Annotated in this window: 18 protein-coding genes; 13 read left to right on the top strand and 5 right to left on the bottom strand. The window is 31.8% G+C overall.

The annotated features are described in order from the left end of the window. Positions 1 to 49: 49 nt before the first annotated feature. The 4 genes from BLT88_RS11115 to BLT88_RS11100 are packed head-to-tail and all read left to right on the top strand — an operon-like array spanning position 50 to position 4,315. Positions 50 to 490, top strand: a complete 441-nt coding sequence (locus tag BLT88_RS11115) for a pyridoxamine 5'-phosphate oxidase family protein (protein WP_231959987.1) — start codon at positions 50 to 52, stop codon at positions 488 to 490. Between the two features lie 12 nt (positions 491 to 502). Continuing rightward, complete coding sequence (locus tag BLT88_RS11110; protein WP_091954808.1) at positions 503 to 1,606, top strand: lactonase family protein; 1,104 nt, start codon at positions 503 to 505, stop codon at positions 1,604 to 1,606. 34 nt (positions 1,607 to 1,640) lie between these two features. After that, positions 1,641 to 2,105 carry a (2Fe-2S)-binding protein gene (locus BLT88_RS11105; protein ID WP_091954806.1) on the top strand — a complete coding sequence of 155 codons (465 nt, stop codon included), beginning with the start codon at positions 1,641 to 1,643 and terminating at the stop codon, positions 2,103 to 2,105. Then, on the top strand, positions 2,102 to 4,315 hold the full coding sequence (locus tag BLT88_RS11100; protein WP_091954805.1) for a xanthine dehydrogenase family protein molybdopterin-binding subunit: 2,214 nt from the start codon (positions 2,102 to 2,104) through the stop codon (positions 4,313 to 4,315). The genes BLT88_RS11105 and BLT88_RS11100 overlap by 4 nt, the downstream gene beginning before the upstream one ends. Positions 4,316 to 4,403: 88 nt before the next feature. Here the strand turns inward: BLT88_RS11100 and BLT88_RS11095 are convergent, their stop codons facing one another. Both BLT88_RS11095 and BLT88_RS11090 read right to left on the bottom strand, forming a co-directional pair. Next, positions 4,404 to 6,032 (bottom strand): SulP family inorganic anion transporter, encoded by a 1,629-nt coding sequence (locus tag BLT88_RS11095; RefSeq protein WP_036783751.1) that lies wholly within the window; start codon positions 6,030 to 6,032, stop codon positions 4,404 to 4,406. A 50-nt stretch (positions 6,033 to 6,082) separates the two neighbouring features. Beyond that, positions 6,083 to 6,679, bottom strand: coding sequence for an NUDIX hydrolase (locus BLT88_RS11090; RefSeq protein WP_036783754.1), 597 nt, complete (start codon positions 6,677 to 6,679; stop codon positions 6,083 to 6,085). Positions 6,680 to 6,686: 7 nt separating this feature from the next. Between BLT88_RS11090 and pyrE the strand changes: the two genes are divergently transcribed. After that, positions 6,687 to 7,328 carry an orotate phosphoribosyltransferase gene (pyrE, locus tag BLT88_RS11085; protein ID WP_091955779.1) on the top strand — a complete coding sequence of 214 codons (642 nt, stop codon included), beginning with the start codon at positions 6,687 to 6,689 and terminating at the stop codon, positions 7,326 to 7,328. A 10-nt stretch (positions 7,329 to 7,338) separates the two neighbouring features. After that, on the top strand, positions 7,339 to 7,731 hold the full coding sequence (locus tag BLT88_RS11080) for a hypothetical protein (protein ID WP_036783758.1): 393 nt from the start codon (positions 7,339 to 7,341) through the stop codon (positions 7,729 to 7,731). On the opposite strand, the gene BLT88_RS11075 is transcribed toward BLT88_RS11080, so the two are convergent. Then, a complete protein-coding gene (locus BLT88_RS11075) occupies positions 7,723 to 8,454 on the bottom strand; it encodes a biotin--[acetyl-CoA-carboxylase] ligase (protein WP_091954803.1) in 732 nt (243 codons plus the stop codon). The genes BLT88_RS11080 and BLT88_RS11075 overlap by 9 nt on opposite strands. 87 nt (positions 8,455 to 8,541) lie before the next feature. Here BLT88_RS11075 and rsfS point away from each other — a divergent pair, with 87 nt between their 5' ends. Genes rsfS through BLT88_RS11040 form a run of 7 tightly spaced genes read left to right on the top strand, consistent with a single transcriptional unit; the run spans position 8,542 to position 13,852 of the window. After that, positions 8,542 to 8,910, top strand: coding sequence for a ribosome silencing factor (gene rsfS / locus BLT88_RS11070; RefSeq protein ID WP_036783763.1), 369 nt, complete (start codon positions 8,542 to 8,544; stop codon positions 8,908 to 8,910). Positions 8,911 to 8,930: 20 nt separating this feature from the next. Next, positions 8,931 to 10,904 (top strand): ATP-dependent zinc metalloprotease FtsH, encoded by a 1,974-nt coding sequence (gene ftsH / locus BLT88_RS11065; RefSeq protein WP_091954802.1) that lies wholly within the window; start codon positions 8,931 to 8,933, stop codon positions 10,902 to 10,904. An 8-nt stretch (positions 10,905 to 10,912) separates the two neighbouring features. Continuing rightward, positions 10,913 to 11,497, top strand: coding sequence for an LUD domain-containing protein (locus BLT88_RS11060; protein ID WP_036783769.1), 585 nt, complete (start codon positions 10,913 to 10,915; stop codon positions 11,495 to 11,497). 1 nt (position 11,498) lies between these two features. After that, on the top strand, positions 11,499 to 12,293 hold the full coding sequence (locus tag BLT88_RS11055) for a phosphatidate cytidylyltransferase (protein WP_036783772.1): 795 nt from the start codon (positions 11,499 to 11,501) through the stop codon (positions 12,291 to 12,293). 2 nt (positions 12,294 to 12,295) lie between these two features. Further along, on the top strand, positions 12,296 to 12,952 hold the full coding sequence (locus BLT88_RS11050) for a phosphatidylserine decarboxylase family protein (RefSeq protein WP_091954800.1): 657 nt from the start codon (positions 12,296 to 12,298) through the stop codon (positions 12,950 to 12,952). Further along, complete coding sequence (locus tag BLT88_RS11045; protein WP_091954799.1) at positions 12,936 to 13,199, top strand: acyl-CoA-binding protein; 264 nt, start codon at positions 12,936 to 12,938, stop codon at positions 13,197 to 13,199. Before BLT88_RS11050 ends, BLT88_RS11045 begins: the two co-directional genes overlap by 17 nt. 17 nt (positions 13,200 to 13,216) lie before the next feature. Then, positions 13,217 to 13,852, top strand: a complete 636-nt coding sequence (locus BLT88_RS11040; protein WP_036783776.1) for a YceI family protein — start codon at positions 13,217 to 13,219, stop codon at positions 13,850 to 13,852. Positions 13,853 to 13,856: 4 nt separating this feature from the next. On the opposite strand, the gene BLT88_RS11035 is transcribed toward BLT88_RS11040, so the two are convergent. Then, complete coding sequence (locus tag BLT88_RS11035; protein WP_091954797.1) at positions 13,857 to 14,732, bottom strand: TIGR01777 family oxidoreductase; 876 nt, start codon at positions 14,730 to 14,732, stop codon at positions 13,857 to 13,859. 63 nt (positions 14,733 to 14,795) lie between these two features. After that, entirely contained in the window at positions 14,796 to 17,420 is a 2,625-nt protein-coding gene (locus BLT88_RS11030; RefSeq protein WP_091954795.1) for a zinc-dependent metalloprotease, read from the bottom strand. Positions 17,421 to 17,641 lie beyond the last annotated feature (221 nt).

The following is a 17,641-nucleotide window of genomic DNA, read 5'->3' as shown; positions in this document are numbered from 1 at the left end:
TTCCTTTGTTATACTTGTTTTTTTAAGCTGCAAAAATGCTTCAAATCCAGTGAAAAAAGATTTAAAAGAAATTACGAGAGAGATTATGAAGGAGGCGAAAGCCTGTGCTTTAATTACAATGGATTCTTTAGGAATTGCGCATGCAAGAGCGATGGACCCTTTTTTGCCGGAGAAAGACTTTACCGTTTGGATGGCAACAAATCCGAAGAGCTTAAAAGTACAGCAGCTCAAAAATAACAAAAAAGTAACATTGTACTATTTTGATAAAGAAAGTGTCAGTTATGTATCGTTACAAGGAGTTGTAAGTATTGTAAATGGTGCGGCTGCAAAAGAAAAGTACTGGAAAACAGCCTGGAAGAACTTTTACAAAAATAGAACTACAGAGTATTTGTTAATAAAGTTTACACCCAAAAAAGCAAATATCGTTAGTGAGAGATATCAAATTTTAGGAGACTCAATTACCTGGGAAACTGCGCAATTAAATTTTTAGAATAAAACCAATATGAAAAAAGTAGCATTATTATGTATAGTAGTTATCCTTTTTAGCTGCCAGAACTCAGCTGTGAAAGACGAAATTGCAACCAGTTTTTATGTCGGAACGTATACAGATAGCGATAGTAAAGGCATTTATAAATATGAACTATCTAAAGAAGGGAAATTGAACCAAATTGGTTTAGTTGCAGAAACAAGGAACCCTTCTTTTTTAGCTAAAAGCAGAAATGGTAAAACGCTTTTTGCTGTAGATGAAGCAAACGAGCAAGGAACAGGTTTTGTGAAATCTTACAAAATAGAAAAAGATTCACTTACACTTATAAGCACATCAAAATCAGGAGGAGCACATCCTTGTTTTATAACTGTAAATGATGAGAATCAAGTTTTGGTTGCGAATTATTCTGGAGGGAATGTAGGTTTTTTAGAAGCGGATAATTTTGGAGAACTGTCTTCTTTATTAAACGTGCAACAACACGAAGGTAAAGGCATAACAGACCGCCAGAAAGCACCTCATGCGCATTCAACCTATTTTCATCCTACAAAAAAAGAAATTATTTCTGTTGATTTAGGTACAAATCAGTTATGGCTTTCTGAGATTGACAATGAAAAGAATGAATTGGTTTTAACCCATCAAAAAACTTTAAAAATGGCTCCAGGAGCCGGTCCAAGACATTTAACTTTTCATCCAAATAATAATTGGATTTATGTTTTAAATGAACTAAATAATACAGTCTCAGTAGTAAAAGAGAAAGAAGATATGTATTATATAGATTTTTCAATTTCTATGTTGCCAGAACAATTTACAGGGTATAGTAAAGGTGCAGATATTCATATCTCTAAAGATGGAAAATTTTTGTATGCTTCCAATCGAGGTCATGATTCTATTGTAATCTATAAAGTAAATGCAGAAAATGGAAGCTTAAAACTCGTTGGTTTTGAGCCGGTTTTAGGTAGAAATCCACGTAATTTCTCACTATCTTCGAGAGATAAATTTTTGTTAGTTGCAAATCAAGATACGAATAATATTGTTTCTTTTAAACGAGACGAAATAACAGGGAAATTAACTTTTGTGAGCGAAATTTTTGCACCAAAACCTGTTTGTATATTGTTTTAAAATTTCCGTAACTTGTAACATCTAAATTTTACAAGTGAATACAACTTTATCAATTAACGGAAAATCTTATACAGTTGATGTGCAGGATGATATGCCTTTATTATGGGCAATTAGAGATATTATAGGTTTAACAGGAACTAAATTTGGCTGCGGTGTTGCACAATGCGGGGCTTGTTCTATTCTAATAAATGGCATCTTAACAAAATCGTGCAGTATGCCAGTTTCTTATGGTGTTGGAAAAGAGATATTTACAATAGAAGGATCTTCAGAAAATTTAGAGTTTTTAAGAGAAGCTTGGAATGATGGTAATGTGCCACAATGTGGGTACTGTCAATCTGGGCAATTAATTGCAGCTACCGCTTTATTAGATAAAAATGCAAGTCCGACTGATGAAGATATTGATACTGCGATGAGTGGTAACATTTGTAGATGCGGAACCTATACAAGAATTAAAAAAGCAATTCATAAAGCTGTTGCACTTAAAAACGAAACCATATGAGCAAAATACAGCAAATAAATCGTAGAGATTTTGTAAAATTATTTGGATTGGCTTCGGGTGGCATACTTTTAGGCTGCAATGTGTCTTCTGATACAAAAGAATTTATTCCGCAAGTAGAGGGGATTTTTACCCCAAACTTATTTGTACAAATACAGAAAGACGGTAACATTATTTTATTGGCTTCACGTTCAGAAATGGGGCAAGGAATTAGGACTTCTTTGGCTTCTGCAATTGCTGATGAATTAGAGGCTGACTGGAAATATATCGCGGTAAAACAAGCAACAGGAAATGCTAAATATGGTAATCAGAATACAGATGGTTCGAGAAGTGTAAGAACTTTATTAGAACCAATGCGTAAAATGGGTGCAACAGCAAAAATGATGCTGATTACTGCCGCTGCAAAAAAATGGAATATTGCTGAAACAGATTGTAAGGCAGAAAATCATTTTATAATTAATAAAAATACCAATGATAAAATTTTCTTTGGTGATTTGGTTGATGAGGCAGCGAAGGTTAAAATTCCATCAGAAGAAAGTCTTACACTTAAAAAAGTTGAAGATTTTAAATATATTGGTAAAACCTTAAAAAGTGTCGATTTAAAAGATTTTACACACGGCACTGCAACCTATGGAATAGATGTTCGAATTCCGAACATGAAATTTGCCGCCATTGCAAGATGTCCGGTGACTTTCGGTTCCGTAAAAAGTGTTGATGATACGAGTACAAAAAAAGTAGCTGGCGTAGAAAATATAATTCAATTAGATAGAATCGTGCCGCCGATTGGTCAGTTTTTTGGTGCTTTGGGAGGTGTCGCTGTTATTGCAAATAACACGTGGTCTGCACTTCAAGGAAAGTTAGGCTTGGATATTGAATGGGATTATGGCGAAAATGAATCTTTTGATTCAGCAGAATTTCAAGAGAAATTAACAAGAAGAGTTCATGAAAAAGGAAAGTTAGTTCCTGGAAGTAGCGGAAATGTTTTCGCTGCTTTTAAGGACAGTGAAAATACGATAGAAGCTGCGTATACAGTTCCGTTTTTGGTGCATGCACCTATGGAAGTGCCAAATGCAACTGCTTGGTTTAAAGAAGATGAAATTGAGGTTTGGGCACCAGTTCAAGATCCGCAAACGGCAAGAGCAGAATTGGCACACTTTTTTGAAATTCCTATAGAAAAAATAACCATTAATGTTACTTTTTTAGGTGGAGGTTTTGGGCGTAAATCTAAATCTGATTTTGTAGTGGAAGCGGTTGCTTTGTCAAAAAAGATCAAGGCCCCAATTCAAGTGGTTTGGACTCGTGAAGACGATATTAAACAAAGTTTTTATCATGCTACAAGTGTACAGTATTTAAAAGGTTCTTTAAGTGCTGATGGTAAAGTTACAGGTTGGTTGCAGCGTGTGGCAGTTCCGTCAATTACCTCTAGTTTTAAACCTTTATCAGATTATGCCTCTGGTTTTGAGCTTGGGCAAGGTTTTACAAATAATCCTTATAAATTAGACAATTTTAGATTAGAGAACGCCAAAGCAGAATCGCATTTAAGAATTGGTTGGTTGCGGTCAGTAGTTCATATTCATAGCGGATTTGGTAATAATTCTTTTGTAGATGAACTAGCAAATGCAGCTAATATAGATCCTGTTCAATTTCATTTAAATTTAATAGGAAAAGATCGAATTATTCAAGGAAAATCTGATTATCCATATAGTACAAAAAGAATGAAAGATGTGTTGAAAAACACAGCTAAAATGTCTAATTGGGGTCTAGAATTGCCTGTAAATCATGGAATGGGAATTGCTATTCATTATAGTTTTTATAGTTATGTAGCAACTGTTGTTGAGGTTTCTGTAAAAAATGGAAACGTAAAAATTGAAAATATTTGGACCACTATAGATTGTGGTTTGGCTCTGAATAAAGACAATATAAAAAATCAATTAGAAGGTGCTGCAATTTTTGGAATGTCTATAGCTTTGTTTGGGAAAATTTCCACAAAAAACGGAGCAGTAGAACAAAATAATTTCTTTGATTATCAAATGACAAGAATGAAAGATACACCAAAAATTCATATTGATATTATGGATAAAATGCACGAACCACCAACGGGAGTCGGTGAGCCAGGCGTTCCTGTAATGGCTCCCGCAATTTGTAATGCTATTTTTAACGCTAGTGGCAAACGTTATAGAACTTTGCCTTTGGTAGATGAAGGGTTGGTTTAAACTACAGTAAGTATGAGTATCGATAATCAGATACTTTGGTAATACAAAATAAAAAATCCTACTTTAAAGTAGGATTTTTTATTTTTTTTTAAAACTTATACTCACTTAATGGTTTCGGGAAATCCTCAGGATTTGCCGCCAAATGATATCTTGGGTCATCAATGTCTTCTTCAATAATATCTGTAAAAATCGGACTCGCTTTATAAAGTAAAACTTTACAGTCTTCACTTAAATGTTTTAGTGTAATTTTTTTACTAGCGGCTTGGTATTTTTCAACCAAAGCAAAGATAGCTTCAATAGCAGAATGGTCGGAAACACGAGCTTCTATAAAATCAATCTCTACCTCATTTGGATCATTCTTAATATCAAATTTTTCGTTAAAAGTAGCAATACTTCCGAAAAACAAAGGTCCCCAAATCTCATATACTTTTGTCCCATCTTCTTTAAAACGTTTTCTAGCTCTAATTTTTCTGGCGCTTTCCCAAGCAAAAACAAGTGCAGAAACAATAACACCTGCGATTACGGCAATTGCTAAATCAAAAATTACGGTTAAGGCAGAAACTAAAATCAAAACAAAAACATCCGATTTTGGTATTTTATTAATAATTCTAAAACTTGACCAAGCAAACGTGCCAATAACTACCATAAACATTACTCCCACTAAAGCGGCAATAGGCACTTGTTCTATATAAGAAGAAGCAAAAAGAATAAACATTAGTAAGAAAACTGAGGCAGTAATTCCAGATAACCGGCCTCGGCCGCCACCTTTTATGTTAATGATAGATTGCCCAATCATTGCGCAACCACCCATTCCACCAAATAAACCAGTAATTATATTTGCCCCACCTTGAGCAACACATTCTCTATTTGTGTTACCTCTGGTTTCCGTTAAGTCGTCAATTAAATTTAAAGTCATTAATGATTCTATTAATCCAATAGCTGCTAGGATTAAAGCATAAGGAAAAATGAATTTTAAAGTTTCAAAATTCATTGGTATGTTCTTGAAAGTTTCAAAAACAGGAACGGGAAATCCACCCTTTAAACCTTCGCCACCGCCATCCTTAATAAAAGAACCAACAGTAGCAACATCTAAGTTAGAAAAAATTACAATTCCGGAAACTACTAATATTGCAATTAGAGCCTCAGGTAATTTTTTAGTAGCTTTTATTTTTGGTAAGCCCCACATAATTAGCATTGTTAAACTAACTAAACCAATCATATACAACAAACCATTCCCTTCTAGCCAGACTTTTTCGTCGTTAATAGTTTGTTTAAACATTCCTAATTGTGATAAGAAAATAACAATCGCTAAACCGTTTACAAAGCCCATCATTACAGAATGAGGTATTAATCTTACAAATTTACCTAGTTTTAAAACACCGGCTAAGACCTGAATGGTTCCCATTAGTATTACGGTTAAAAAAAGATAATATAATCCTAAATTTTCATCAGCATTTCCCATTGCATTACCCTCTGCTACTAGAGAAACCATGACAACGGCTAAAGCACCTGTTGCCCCAGAGATCATACCTGGTCTTCCGCCAAAAAGAGAAGTTATTAAGCCCACCATAAAGGCAGCGTAAAGTCCTACGAGTGGATCTACACCAGCTACAAATGCAAATGCAACTGCTTCGGGCACTAAAGCTAGTGCAACCGTAATTCCAGATAGAATATCATTTCTTACATTGGTTACGCGTTTTGTTATAAATTTGGTCATATTAAATTACTTTTTTTAAGTCGGCAAAGATAATAGGATTTTCCAAAAAACTACATTTCTTTGAAAGTATCGTATACTAACTTAATATTTTCAAAGGTATTTTTTAAAGCAGTTTCAATTTCAGAATTATTTTTAAATCCAACCCAACTTATCCCTTCTTCTAATTGGGGCACTAATTCTTTATTATAGTCAGATTGCATTAAAAACCAATGTGTTTTTTTTAATTTAATTCCGTTTTGATAATAAATATGATAGGTGGTAATTAATTTTTTAACGATTTCTAAATTAAAAACTCCGCATTCTTCTTCAACCTCTCTTATAGCAGCACTTTCAATACTTTCACCTTTTTCAATCCAGCCTTTTGGAAGATCCCAAATATTATTTCTGTATATAAATAATACTTCTTTTTTAGGATTTAAAACCAGTCCTCCTGAAGCAGTAATAACGTCCAGGTTTTGCGAAAATAATGCCCAACCTTTCTCTAAGTCAGGAGTGTATAGGTTAACTCCATTAATCTCATTGTTCTTTAATTTTTCTATAATTTCAACTACTACAATATTTTTAAGAATGTATAAAGGGAAATTATTTGTTTTTTTTGAAGAAGATGTGATAATTATTGGGGTATCATTTACAAAAACTTTATACATTTGCGATATGATTTTAAACAAAGATACAGCAAAAAAAACAGCTGAACTTTTATTGCAGATTAATGCCATAAAATTAAGTCCTAACAAACCATTTCATTGGGCTTCTGGATGGAATTCTCCCATTTATTGCGACAATCGAATAACATTGTCATATCCTCCAGTTCGTATTTTTTTAAAAGAAGAAATTGCTAAAATTACTGAATTAGAATATGGTAAACCAGATGTGATTGCAGGTGTTGCAACAGGTGCCATAGCAATTGGTATATTAGTGGCCCAGGAATTGGGTGTGCCTTTTGTGTATGTTAGACCAGAGCCAAAAAAGCATGGTAGAAAAAACCAAATAGAAGGGCATTTAGAAAGTGGCCAAAACGTTGTGGTTATTGAAGATTTAATTAGCACTGGGAACAGTAGTTTAAATGCGGTAGCAGCTTTAAAAGAAGCTGGCGCTGTTGTAAAAGGTATGGTTGCTATTTTTTCTTATGGATTTGATGTTGCTGCTGAAAACTTTAAAGAAAAAAACGTAAGTTTAACAACTTTAAGTAATTACGATAATTTATTAGAACAAGCTTTAGATAGTAATTATATTTCTGAAAAAGAATTGTTTACATTGCGAGAGTGGAGAGCAAACCCGAGTAAGTGGAACCAATAAACATAAGAATATGAATATTAATGGAAATAAAGTAGTAGTTAATAAATCTCAAAAAGGAACATTTGAGTTTTTATCAGATTTAAAAAACTTTGAACAGTTAATGCCTGAATCTATCCAGAAATTTGAAGTTGATGGAGATTCTTTTATATTTGGATTAAAAGGAATGCCAGAAATTAGATTGGTATTAAAAGAGAAAACGGAATACTCTAATATTACTTTAGGTGCAGCGAGTAGTAAACTTAATTTTGAATTAGTTGCAGATATTACTAAGATTGATGACACTTCTTCTGAAGTTCAGTTAGAATTTAATGGCAAATTTAACGCGATGATGGCTATGATGGTAAAAAGACCATTGACTAGTTTTATAGAAACGTTAACAAATAACTTAGAGGGTTTAAGCTAATGAAACTTCTTTAATTCCAAATTCTTTTACGTTTTCATCTTCTAACTCAATTTGAAGGTTTCCCAAAGAAGAAATTCCAATAATTTTACCCATAAATAAAACATCCTCGCTATCTTTAAACATAGTTGGGATATTTTTTTTATACAAGACATTTAAGTAATCAGTTTCTAAATTTGTGAATTTTTTTAATGAGATCAGTTGAATTTTCTCTTTTATTTTATCCACAACCTCTATTAACAAGGCGTCTAAATCATATAATTTATTTGTAGTATTTCGTAAAGAAGTTACATTTTTTAATGAAGTAGGAAAGTTTTGTTGATTTACATTTAATCCAATTCCGATTATAGAGTTGTTAATCTTTTTGCCTTTAATTATGTTTTCTATTAGAATACCACAAATTTTTTTGTTTGCTGACAAAATGTCGTTCGGCCATTTAATAGATAAATCTTTAACTTTGTGCATTGAAAGTGCCTCAAAAACAGCTAAACTAACTGCGAAATTTAAAAACTTATGATGGTTAATGTTTAAATCAATATTACAGAAATAAACACTGAAGGTAAGGTTTTTAAGCGGTTCGGAGACCCAGCTGTTTTCTTGTTGACCACGTCCTTTTTTCTGCTCTTTTGCAACCACAACAGTACCGTTTTCTATGGCAGTACTTTGTGCTAATTCTTTTAAAAAAGAATTTGTAGAGTCAATGGCATTAAGTTTGATTATTTTCAAGTGTTAAATAAAGTATAAACTAGTTCAATATTACATAAAATACTCGCAAAAAAATAATAACTTTGCGTTTAAATAGAAAAAAAATTAATGGCAAAAAAGCAAGTAAGCACAGATGATTTAATCTCTGTCATTATTAAAGGTATGGATGATGTTAAAGGAGAAAACATCCAATTACTTGACTTAAGAGAAATAGAAAATACAGTTTGTGATTATTTTATAATCTGTTCGGGTAATTCAAATACACAGGTAAATGCAATTTCTGGCTCTATTCAGAAAGTAGTTAGTAAGCAATTAAAAGATAAACCTTGGCATATTGAAGGACAAGGTAATTCAGAATGGATTTTAATGGATTATGTAAATGTAGTTGTGCACATTTTTCAAAAACATGTAAGAGACTTTTATGATATTGAAAGTCTTTGGGGTGATGCAAAAATTACCGAAATAAATCCAGTTTAATCCTATTGATTTTATAACATATGAGTGATTCAAATAAAGAAAAAAAATCTAATATTCCTAAATTTAAGTTTAGTTCATATTGGATTTATGGTGCAATTTTCATAGCTTTAATAGCAGTACAGTTTTTTAACAGTGGAGATCTAGCTTCTAAAAGTATTTCTAAAAATAGATTTGAAGAAATTTTAAAAGATAATGACATCAAAGAAATTGTTATTGTAAATAAGGATATAGCTCAAATTTATTTAACTAAAGAGGCATTAAAGAAAGATAAACACGCAAAGCAAACATCTTCAAGTTTTTACAGACCAGGTTCACCAGTTTATGAATATAATTTTGGAGATTTAAGAACTTTTGAGGAAAATGTAGCTCTTCTTAAAAAGGATAGAAATTTAATCGTTGATATAGATAATAAAGAAAAAACTAGTATTCTAGACGCTCTATTTAGTTTTTTACCCTTTATAATTTTAATAGCCGTTTGGTTGTTCTTTATGAAAAGAATGTCTGGTGGTGGCAGCGGCTCTGGTGGTGGTGGTCAAATTTTTAGTATCGGAAAATCGAAGGCTAAATTATTTGATCAAGATACAAAAGTAAAAACAACGTTTGAAAATGTTGCAGGTTTAGAAGGGGCAAAAGAAGAAGTTCAAGAAATTGTAGATTTTTTAAAGCATCCGGAAAAATATACATCTTTAGGAGGTAAAATTCCAAAGGGAGCATTATTAGTAGGGCCTCCAGGAACAGGTAAAACCTTATTGGCAAAAGCAGTCGCAGGTGAAGCGGGCGTGCCTTTCTTTTCTTTATCAGGTTCAGATTTTGTAGAAATGTTTGTTGGAGTAGGAGCTTCTCGTGTACGTGATTTATTTAAACAAGCTGCACAAAAATCACCTTCAATTATTTTTATTGATGAAATTGATGCGATCGGTAGAGCTCGAGGAAAAAGTAATATGACTGGTGGGAATGATGAACGTGAAAACACATTGAATCAGTTACTAACAGAAATGGATGGTTTTGGTACAGATACAAATGTAATTGTAATAGCTGCGACCAATAGAGCTGATGTTCTAGATAGCGCTTTAATGAGAGCAGGCCGTTTTGATAGACAAATCTATGTAGATTTGCCTAATATTAATGAGCGTAAAGAAATTTTTGAGGTTCATATAAAACCTCTAAAATTAGCAGATGATGTTAAAATTGAATTTCTAGCACAACAAACTCCTGGTTTTTCGGGTGCAGATATTGCAAATATGTGTAATGAATCTGCTTTAATCGCCGCCAGAAATGGTAAAAAATCTATTCATCATCAAGACTTTTTGGACGCTGTGGATAGAATAGTTGGTGGTTTAGAAAAGAAAAATAAAGTAATTACACCAAAAGAGAAAAAAGTAATAGCTTTTCATGAAGCAGGACATGCTACTGTTAGTTGGATGTTGGAGCATGCTTCACCATTAGTAAAAGTTACTATTGTACCTAGAGGACAATCTTTAGGAGCTGCATGGTATTTACCAGCTGAAAGATTGATTGTTCAAACTGAGCAAATGTTAGATGAAATGTGCGCCACTTTAGGGGGTAGAGCGGCAGAAAAAATTATTTTTAATAAGATTTCAACGGGCGCTTTAAGTGATTTAGAAAAAGTAACAAAACAGGCTCGAGCGATGGTTACAGTTTATGGTTTAAATGAAGAGGTTGGTAATATTACTTATTATGATTCTTCAGGAAATGATGCTTTTGTAAAACCTTACAGTGAAGAAACAGGTCGTAAAATTGATAAAGAAATTTCTAAAATGATTGAAGCTCAATATGTAAGGGCGATAGAACTTTTAGATAAGAATAAAGAAAAGCTAACTATATTAGCAGAATTGTTATTAGAAAAGGAAGTTATTTTTAAGGATGATTTACAAGAAATTTTTGGTAAAAGACCTTTTGACGAGGAAATTGAAGAAGTGATAACCGAAGAAGAAGTAAAGACAACGACAGTAGATAAAATCTCTGGAGAATAATTTTATAAATGAATTTTTTTAAGAAACTTTTTAATATTCCCATAAGGGAAGATGAAGAAATACACAAACAAGAAGTAAATTTATCTCTTGATGATTTATTTGTGCACAATTTCACGAAAAAAGGTGGTAAGTTTTTATATTGTGAAAAAAAGCAAGAAGTTTTAGAAAACTTCAAGAAAATACTCACAGAAAATAGTTGGAAAGAAGTTTGTTTATTAGATGAAAATTTGTTTTCATTTCTTAAAAATCAGGATGCTAAGGCATTAAAAAATTTCAAAGAAGATACTCCAATTTTCACTTCTTGCGAGCATTTGATTGCGGATAATGGAGATATTTTATTTTCATCAAATCAATTAGGAGGTAAAAAATTAAAAGAATATCCAGATCAATTTATTGTTTACGCAACAACAAGTCAGTTAGTTAAAAATACAGGTCAAGCCTTAACAGGTATTAAAACTAATGCCACTAAAAGTTTACCAACAAACATTTCTGCAGTAAAGAATTATATTATCAATAAAAATGATGATAATTTTTTAAACTATGGAAACAGTAGCTCAAAAAACTTATATTTGCTCTTATTAGAAGACTTATAATATGCGCAACCTTTTAAAAAGGACTCTTTCCGGAATTATCTTTGTTTTAATATTTTTTTCGGCGATTTTATATTCTGAAAATTCTTATATAGCCTTAATAATTTTGTGTGGTTTTTTATGTATTTGGGAATTTATTAGAATGATAAAACTTAAAAGTTTCGTTCCGTATGTTCTATTTGCATTTGTATTATTTTTAATGATTAAAAGACGGGATAGTCATGCTATATCATTAGTGTTAATGATATCGATTCTATCTTCCGTTTTCTTGATATATCAACTATTTGCAAAGAAGGAAATTAGTTTTTTAAATGAGAGAGTAAAACTAGGTGTTACAATTAGATATGTAATATTCTCTGTGTGCTTTTTAGTGTTGCTTCCTTTTTATGAAAACAATTTTCATCCATATTTAATGATCAGTATTTTATCAATTATTTGGGTAAACGATTCTTTTGCATTTCTAGTTGGTAAAAATTTTGGAAAAAACAAGTTGTTTCCATCAGTATCACCTAAAAAAACAATTGAAGGTTTTTTTGGGGGGTTTATTTTTTCACTTTTAGCTGCTATGTTCATTAGTAAATTTAATTTAGATTTTTCTATGTTAAATTGGATGATTATAGGAGTTATCGTTTCAGTAATTGGAACTGTTGGTGATTTAGTGGAATCTAAATTTAAAAGACAGGCAAAGGTTAAAGATAGTGGAAGCATTATGCCAGGTCACGGAGGCATTTTAGATAGATTAGATAGTTTGTTGTTTGCTGCTCCGTTTGTATATTTGTATATTAACTTTATTATTTAAAAATGATTAAATTTCATAAGGAAGGATATAAAATTATTTCAATTACTTTTATTATTGCGATTGCAGCAATTTTATTAGCTGAAAATTTTATTAATATAACTTGGTTAGTAAAAACGATTCAAGTTATAATTTTGGGTTTTGTAATTATCGTACTACAATTTTTTAGGAACCCTAAAAGAATCACTAATTTAAATGACACCCATATTATAGCACCAGTAGATGGAAAAGTTGTCGTTATTGAGGAAGTAGAAGAGACGGAGTATTTTAAAGATAAAAGATTACAAATATCAATTTTTATGTCTCCAATAAATGTTCATGTTACAAGATATGCGATGAGCGGGATTATAAAATACAGCAAATATCATCCAGGGAAATATTTAGTAGCATGGCACCCAAAAGCATCTACTGAAAATGAAAGAACCTCAGTAGTCATTGAAAATAAAATTTTTGGAGAAATTTTATATAGACAAATAGCTGGAGCTTTGGCAAAAAGAATTGTAAACTATGCTACAGAGGGTAATGTAGTAACGCAAGGAACGGATGCAGGTTTTATAAAATTCGGTTCTAGGGTTGATTTATATTTGCCTTTAGGAACAAAAGTTAATGTGAAATTAGGAGATAAAGTTAAAGGTGGTGTCCAAGTTGTCGCAGAAAAATAATATAGATTTAGATAAAGAGTATAAAGCTGCTTTTGATAAAATATCTAAGTTGAAAAAGGCTGTTGCTCCTGATGTTATGCTGAAATTTTATGCTTATTACAAGCAAGCAAATTTTGGTAATAAATTTTCATTTAATAGTGGATTAGATGTAAGAAGTGCATTTAAATTTAATGCTTGGATGCAATTAAATGGAATGACTGTTGAGGATGCAAAAAAAGAATATATAAAATTGGCTAAAACAATTTAATTTTAAACAAAAGAATCATGAAAAAAATATTTATTATTTCATTTTTATTAGTAGGAACGGTGTTCCATTTTTCAGCATGTAAATCAGAGGAAAAAAAAGAGGCTGTTAAAGAAGAAAGTAAAGCAGTATCCAAAAAAAGTACAGCTGCTTTTTCGGTTGCAAATGCAAATAACGAAATCAATTTTACGGCTTATAAAACGACCGATAAAGTGCCCGTAGGAGGTCAGTTTAAAAAAGTTGATGTTCTTGCTGGAGGTGAAGGAAATAGTGTGAAAGAAGCAATTAATAATACTGAATTTTCAATTCCTGTAAGTAGTTTGTTTACGAAGGATGCGGGCAGAGATTATAAAATTAAAAAGTTCTTTTTTGGAATTATGGAAAATACAAAATTACTTTCTGGTAAATTGTCTTTAACTGATGTTACAAATGGAGTAGCAGAAATTAAAATGAATGGTATTACTCAAAAAGTACCTTTTACGTATACAATTATTGGTAAATCTTTTAATATGAAAGCGACAATGAATGTTACTAATTGGAATGCATCAGATGCTTTATCATCTTTAAATAAGGTTTGTATAGATTTGCATAGAGGTGCAGACGGTGTTTCTAAAACTTGGAGTGAAGTTGGTTTAAATATTACATCAACATTCTAAATAATTATAGATTATTCAACGCTTTTTTTAGTGTTTTAAATCGAAAAGAATATCCATTCTTTTCGATTTTTTTTGTTGAAATCCTACTTCCTTCTAAAAGAATTACAGCAAGTTCTCCAAATAAAATTTTCAGCATAAAGGCAGGGACACCAATACCTAAATAGGGTCTTTTTATGCTTTTTGCTAACGTTTTAGAAAAAGTTATACTCGTTTGATGGTCTGGTGCAACCGCATTATAAATACCTATTAAATTAGCTTCTATGGATTGAATGTACATTTGGCATAGGTCATCAATATGAATCCAAGGAATATATTGTTTTCCTGAACCTAATGGGGATATTACTGGAGTCTTCATTTTTTCTAATGCTCCTCCTTTTGCGGCTAAAACAATCCCAGTTCTTAATATAGTTATCGGTATGTTTATTTTTGAAAATTGATGCGCGGCAGCTTCCCATTTTTGGCAAACCTCAGCTAAGAAATCACTACCAGATTTATCTGTTTCTTTAAAAATTGTTTTCGAAGTAATCGCTCCATAATAACCAATTCCTGAAGCAGAAATAAAACCCTTAAGTTCCAGTTTTAATTCATTAACTTTTTCAAAAAGTAAGTTTGCCGTTTTAACCCTGCTATCTATAATTACTTGTTTTCTTTTTTTTGTCCAACGTTCATCAGCAATTCCTGCTCCTGCTAAGTGAATAATAAAATCAATATTTTTAAATGCTTTTTCATCAATATAATTTTTAACAATATTCCATTTAAATTCATTTTCGTTTTTTGGGTTTCTGCTTAAAATTAAAACTTCATGATTTTTATCAATCAATAGTTGTGTTAGTCTTTTTCCTACTAAACCGGTACCTCCAGTAATTAAAATTCTTGCCATACTGTAAAAATAAAAAACCGCACTCAAAATGAGCGCGGTTTATAATAGAAAATTTTTATAAGATTATTTAATCTCTTTCATCGCATTTGTAATTAATGTTTTAAGATGATTTTTATGTGCTTTTGTAGCTATATTTCCAGTTGTATTGCTCACCCAGTTTTGTATGTTTTTCAGGTTGTAAATAGCCATCGATTTAGCAGCTATTGGATATCTACCGCTTGATTTTCCTGAAATTATACTAATTAATCCCTTTGTGTAAGTTGCTTGTAAATTTTGACGGAAAGAATTAACGCTACCTTTAATATCACCTTTAAATATTGCATTGTTTAAGTCTGTCATGTAAGTCGATAATTTATATTCATTTCCATACAATTCAGAATTTGAAATTCTTTTTAAAGTGTTAGGGTGTGTAATATGTGCCAAAACTCTTGCTTGGTAGCTTAACACTTGCTCATGTATTTTGGGGTCTTCTGGACCACCAAAAAAATTATAACCACGTCTTTGTTGGGCTAAATAATTATATAGATCAGCGGGAGCTTTAAAAGCATCAGGAGCAAAAACATATTTTTTTAAAGCATTCATTGCTCTTTTTTGATCTTCCAAACTTACTGGTGTATAAGGCATTGTTTCACCATTTTGACCAGGTTTTGTTCTATCGACATAAACACCACCAATAAATCTTGAAATCACACCTGCGGCAGTAGCAGATTGCCCGCTTAAAATATAATAAGCTTGTCTTAATTGCATGTAAGATTCACCAGAGTTACCAAAACGGGTTTTGATATCTTTCATCATATTATTTGATAATTGAATTCTATCAATAGAATATCCAATTTGGTCGTTAGATAAATCACCAATCATTACTCTTGGGTCAATTGCTTTTCCTGGAGAACGCATATCATCAGCATCATTACCAAAAATTAATGAAGGTTCTGTAGATCTGTCTAATAAAGTGTTTTTTTCTGAAGTTGATTTAAACGGTGTATACCCAAACTGAATTGCCCAAATATCGTAAGGACCAACTGCCATATCATAATACTGACCTTGTTTGCTTCTGTCTAAAGTTAAATTGATACCAGCATAATCCATTACAGATCCTGTTAAGGCTTTTCCTTTAATAAAATTCGCATCTGCTAATTGTTCAGGAGAAAATAACTGACTCGCCTTCATATTATGATTTAATCCTAATGTATGCCCAACTTCATGCATAATTAAAGATTTCATCCCTTGTTCTTTCATTCCTTCCATTTCTAAATCTGACGCTCCTGCAGCTGCTAAAACGGTTTGTCCAAATAACGTGTTTTCATGCATTAAATGTCCTTTAGAACAGAATAAATGATTGTTCTTGTTTTTGAAAAATTTTAGTTTTTCTTCTTCTGCAGTTGCAGCGGTAAAGTTTAAAGCTGCGGCATTATCAAAAACTCTATCATAGTAAACTCTATTGGTAAAATGCACATATTCTAACATAATATCTGCACCTAAAATTTCACCAGTTCTTGGGTTTACAAAACTCGGTCCGTACCCACCAAAAGGAGGGTTTGGAGAAGATGTCCAACGTAAAACATTGTAACGAACATCACCGGCATCCCAGTCTGCATCATCTGGCTGTATTTTTACAACCATTGCATTGTTGAATCCTGCTTTTTCGAAAGCTTTATTCCATGCTAAAACACCATCTTTAATTGTTTCTCTAAACTCCACAGGTGTTGTATTTTCAATCCACCAAGTGATTGGTGTTACTGGCTCGGATATAGTCGCATCAGGATTTTTCTTCACTAATTTCCATCTGTGAATAAAATCTCTATAGTTTACAACATCAGTAGATGTCATATTATTTGTTTGTGTTAAGAAATATCCAACCCTTGGGTCATCCATTCTTGTCTCATAATCACTTTCTGGCATATTCATAAATGTATGAAATACCTTGATAGAAACATTTCTTCCGTCAGTTACTGCGCTACTGCCACCATTTAAAACAGCAGGATTGTTATATACATACTCAGTTTTAACATTGGTGTTTTCTGGGTAGTTTTTTATTTCCTCAATTTTAGATTTAGTTTTGTCAAACCTACCTAAGCTAAAAGCAAAAGGAGATTGTCCTGGAAATCTTGGACCTTTTATTCTTGTAAACGTTTCTGATAAGAATAAACCATCCGCAGCAATTAGATATTCGCCAGTTTTATCATCTGTAGCTAATATTTTACCTGCTGCAATTACTGCATCACTAATATTTGCACTTGAAGATTTAGAAATAGCATTCTTTTCATCAAAATAAAACGACGTATTTGGGGCAACAAATTCTAAACGATTAAAGTACTTTTTAATGTGAAAGACACTAGAACCTTGGTAAGCTCCTCTAAATTGACCAGCTTCTGTAACTCCGTCCGCAATTTGAGAGAAGTAAATAAAGTCATTATCTAATTGTTCTTTTTTTACTAATAAATGAGTGGCTCCCGTTATAGTATCTTGATAGATTGCGAATAAACCTTCGATTTTTTTACTACTCTTAGTTAGCTCTTTTATTGTTTTACCCTTCTTTTTTGGAGCCTTTTTCTTGGTAGCTATTTCAGTTTTTGCCTTTGTTTTCTTTTTCCAGAATTGTGCACTTGTGTCTTGAACACCAGCAATCGCTAATGTTAAGAATAACGAACAAAGAATTTTGAATGATTGCGAATTATTTGTTTTCATATTAGATTTAAATTAATTTAATGGAACGTGAAATTACTTTTTGAAGGTTAATTTTACTGTTAATTTTATGATAAAATTATATAATCTGTAAAATAGATTACTTTTTGTTTTAAAAGCCCCATTATTTGATCTTTTTTTTAAAGATATTTAAATTATAGGTTGACATAATAGCAGCATATATTAAAGCTATGTTAATCTTTTTTAAGGCATTTAATAAAGCC

It is taken from the genome of Polaribacter sp. Hel1_33_78, assembly GCF_900106075.1.
GTDB lineage: Bacteria > Bacteroidota > Bacteroidia > Flavobacteriales > Flavobacteriaceae > Polaribacter.
Note: the sequence above shows the minus strand (reverse complement) of the source record. Positions and strands in the feature narration are given on the sequence as shown.

What these genes read in the sequence shown, in the direction of transcription:
- pyrE (WP_091955779.1), top strand. Translation starts at nt 6,687, where the DNA reads ATGATTTTAAACAAAGATACAGCAAAAAAAACAGCTGAACTTTTATTG.
- BLT88_RS11110 (WP_091954808.1), top strand. Translation starts at nt 503, where the DNA reads ATGAAAAAAGTAGCATTATTATGTATAGTAGTTATCCTTTTTAGCTGC.
- BLT88_RS11095 (WP_036783751.1), bottom strand. Translation starts at nt 6,032, where the DNA reads ATGACCAAATTTATAACAAAACGCGTAACCAATGTAAGAAATGATATT.
- BLT88_RS11060 (WP_036783769.1), top strand. Translation starts at nt 10,913, where the DNA reads ATGAATTTTTTTAAGAAACTTTTTAATATTCCCATAAGGGAAGATGAA.
- rsfS (WP_036783763.1), top strand. Translation starts at nt 8,542, where the DNA reads ATGGCAAAAAAGCAAGTAAGCACAGATGATTTAATCTCTGTCATTATT.
- BLT88_RS11100 (WP_091954805.1), top strand. Translation starts at nt 2,102, where the DNA reads ATGAGCAAAATACAGCAAATAAATCGTAGAGATTTTGTAAAATTATTT.
- BLT88_RS11090 (WP_036783754.1), bottom strand. Translation starts at nt 6,679, where the DNA reads ATGTATAAAGTTTTTGTAAATGATACCCCAATAATTATCACATCTTCT.
- BLT88_RS11040 (WP_036783776.1), top strand. Translation starts at nt 13,217, where the DNA reads ATGAAAAAAATATTTATTATTTCATTTTTATTAGTAGGAACGGTGTTC.
- BLT88_RS11055 (WP_036783772.1), top strand. Translation starts at nt 11,499, where the DNA reads ATGCGCAACCTTTTAAAAAGGACTCTTTCCGGAATTATCTTTGTTTTA.
- BLT88_RS11050 (WP_091954800.1), top strand. Translation starts at nt 12,296, where the DNA reads ATGATTAAATTTCATAAGGAAGGATATAAAATTATTTCAATTACTTTT.
- ftsH (WP_091954802.1), top strand. Translation starts at nt 8,931, where the DNA reads ATGAGTGATTCAAATAAAGAAAAAAAATCTAATATTCCTAAATTTAAG.
- BLT88_RS11035 (WP_091954797.1), bottom strand. Translation starts at nt 14,732, where the DNA reads ATGGCAAGAATTTTAATTACTGGAGGTACCGGTTTAGTAGGAAAAAGA.
- BLT88_RS11080 (WP_036783758.1), top strand. Translation starts at nt 7,339, where the DNA reads ATGAATATTAATGGAAATAAAGTAGTAGTTAATAAATCTCAAAAAGGA.
- BLT88_RS11030 (WP_091954795.1), bottom strand. Translation starts at nt 17,420, where the DNA reads ATGAAAACAAATAATTCGCAATCATTCAAAATTCTTTGTTCGTTATTC.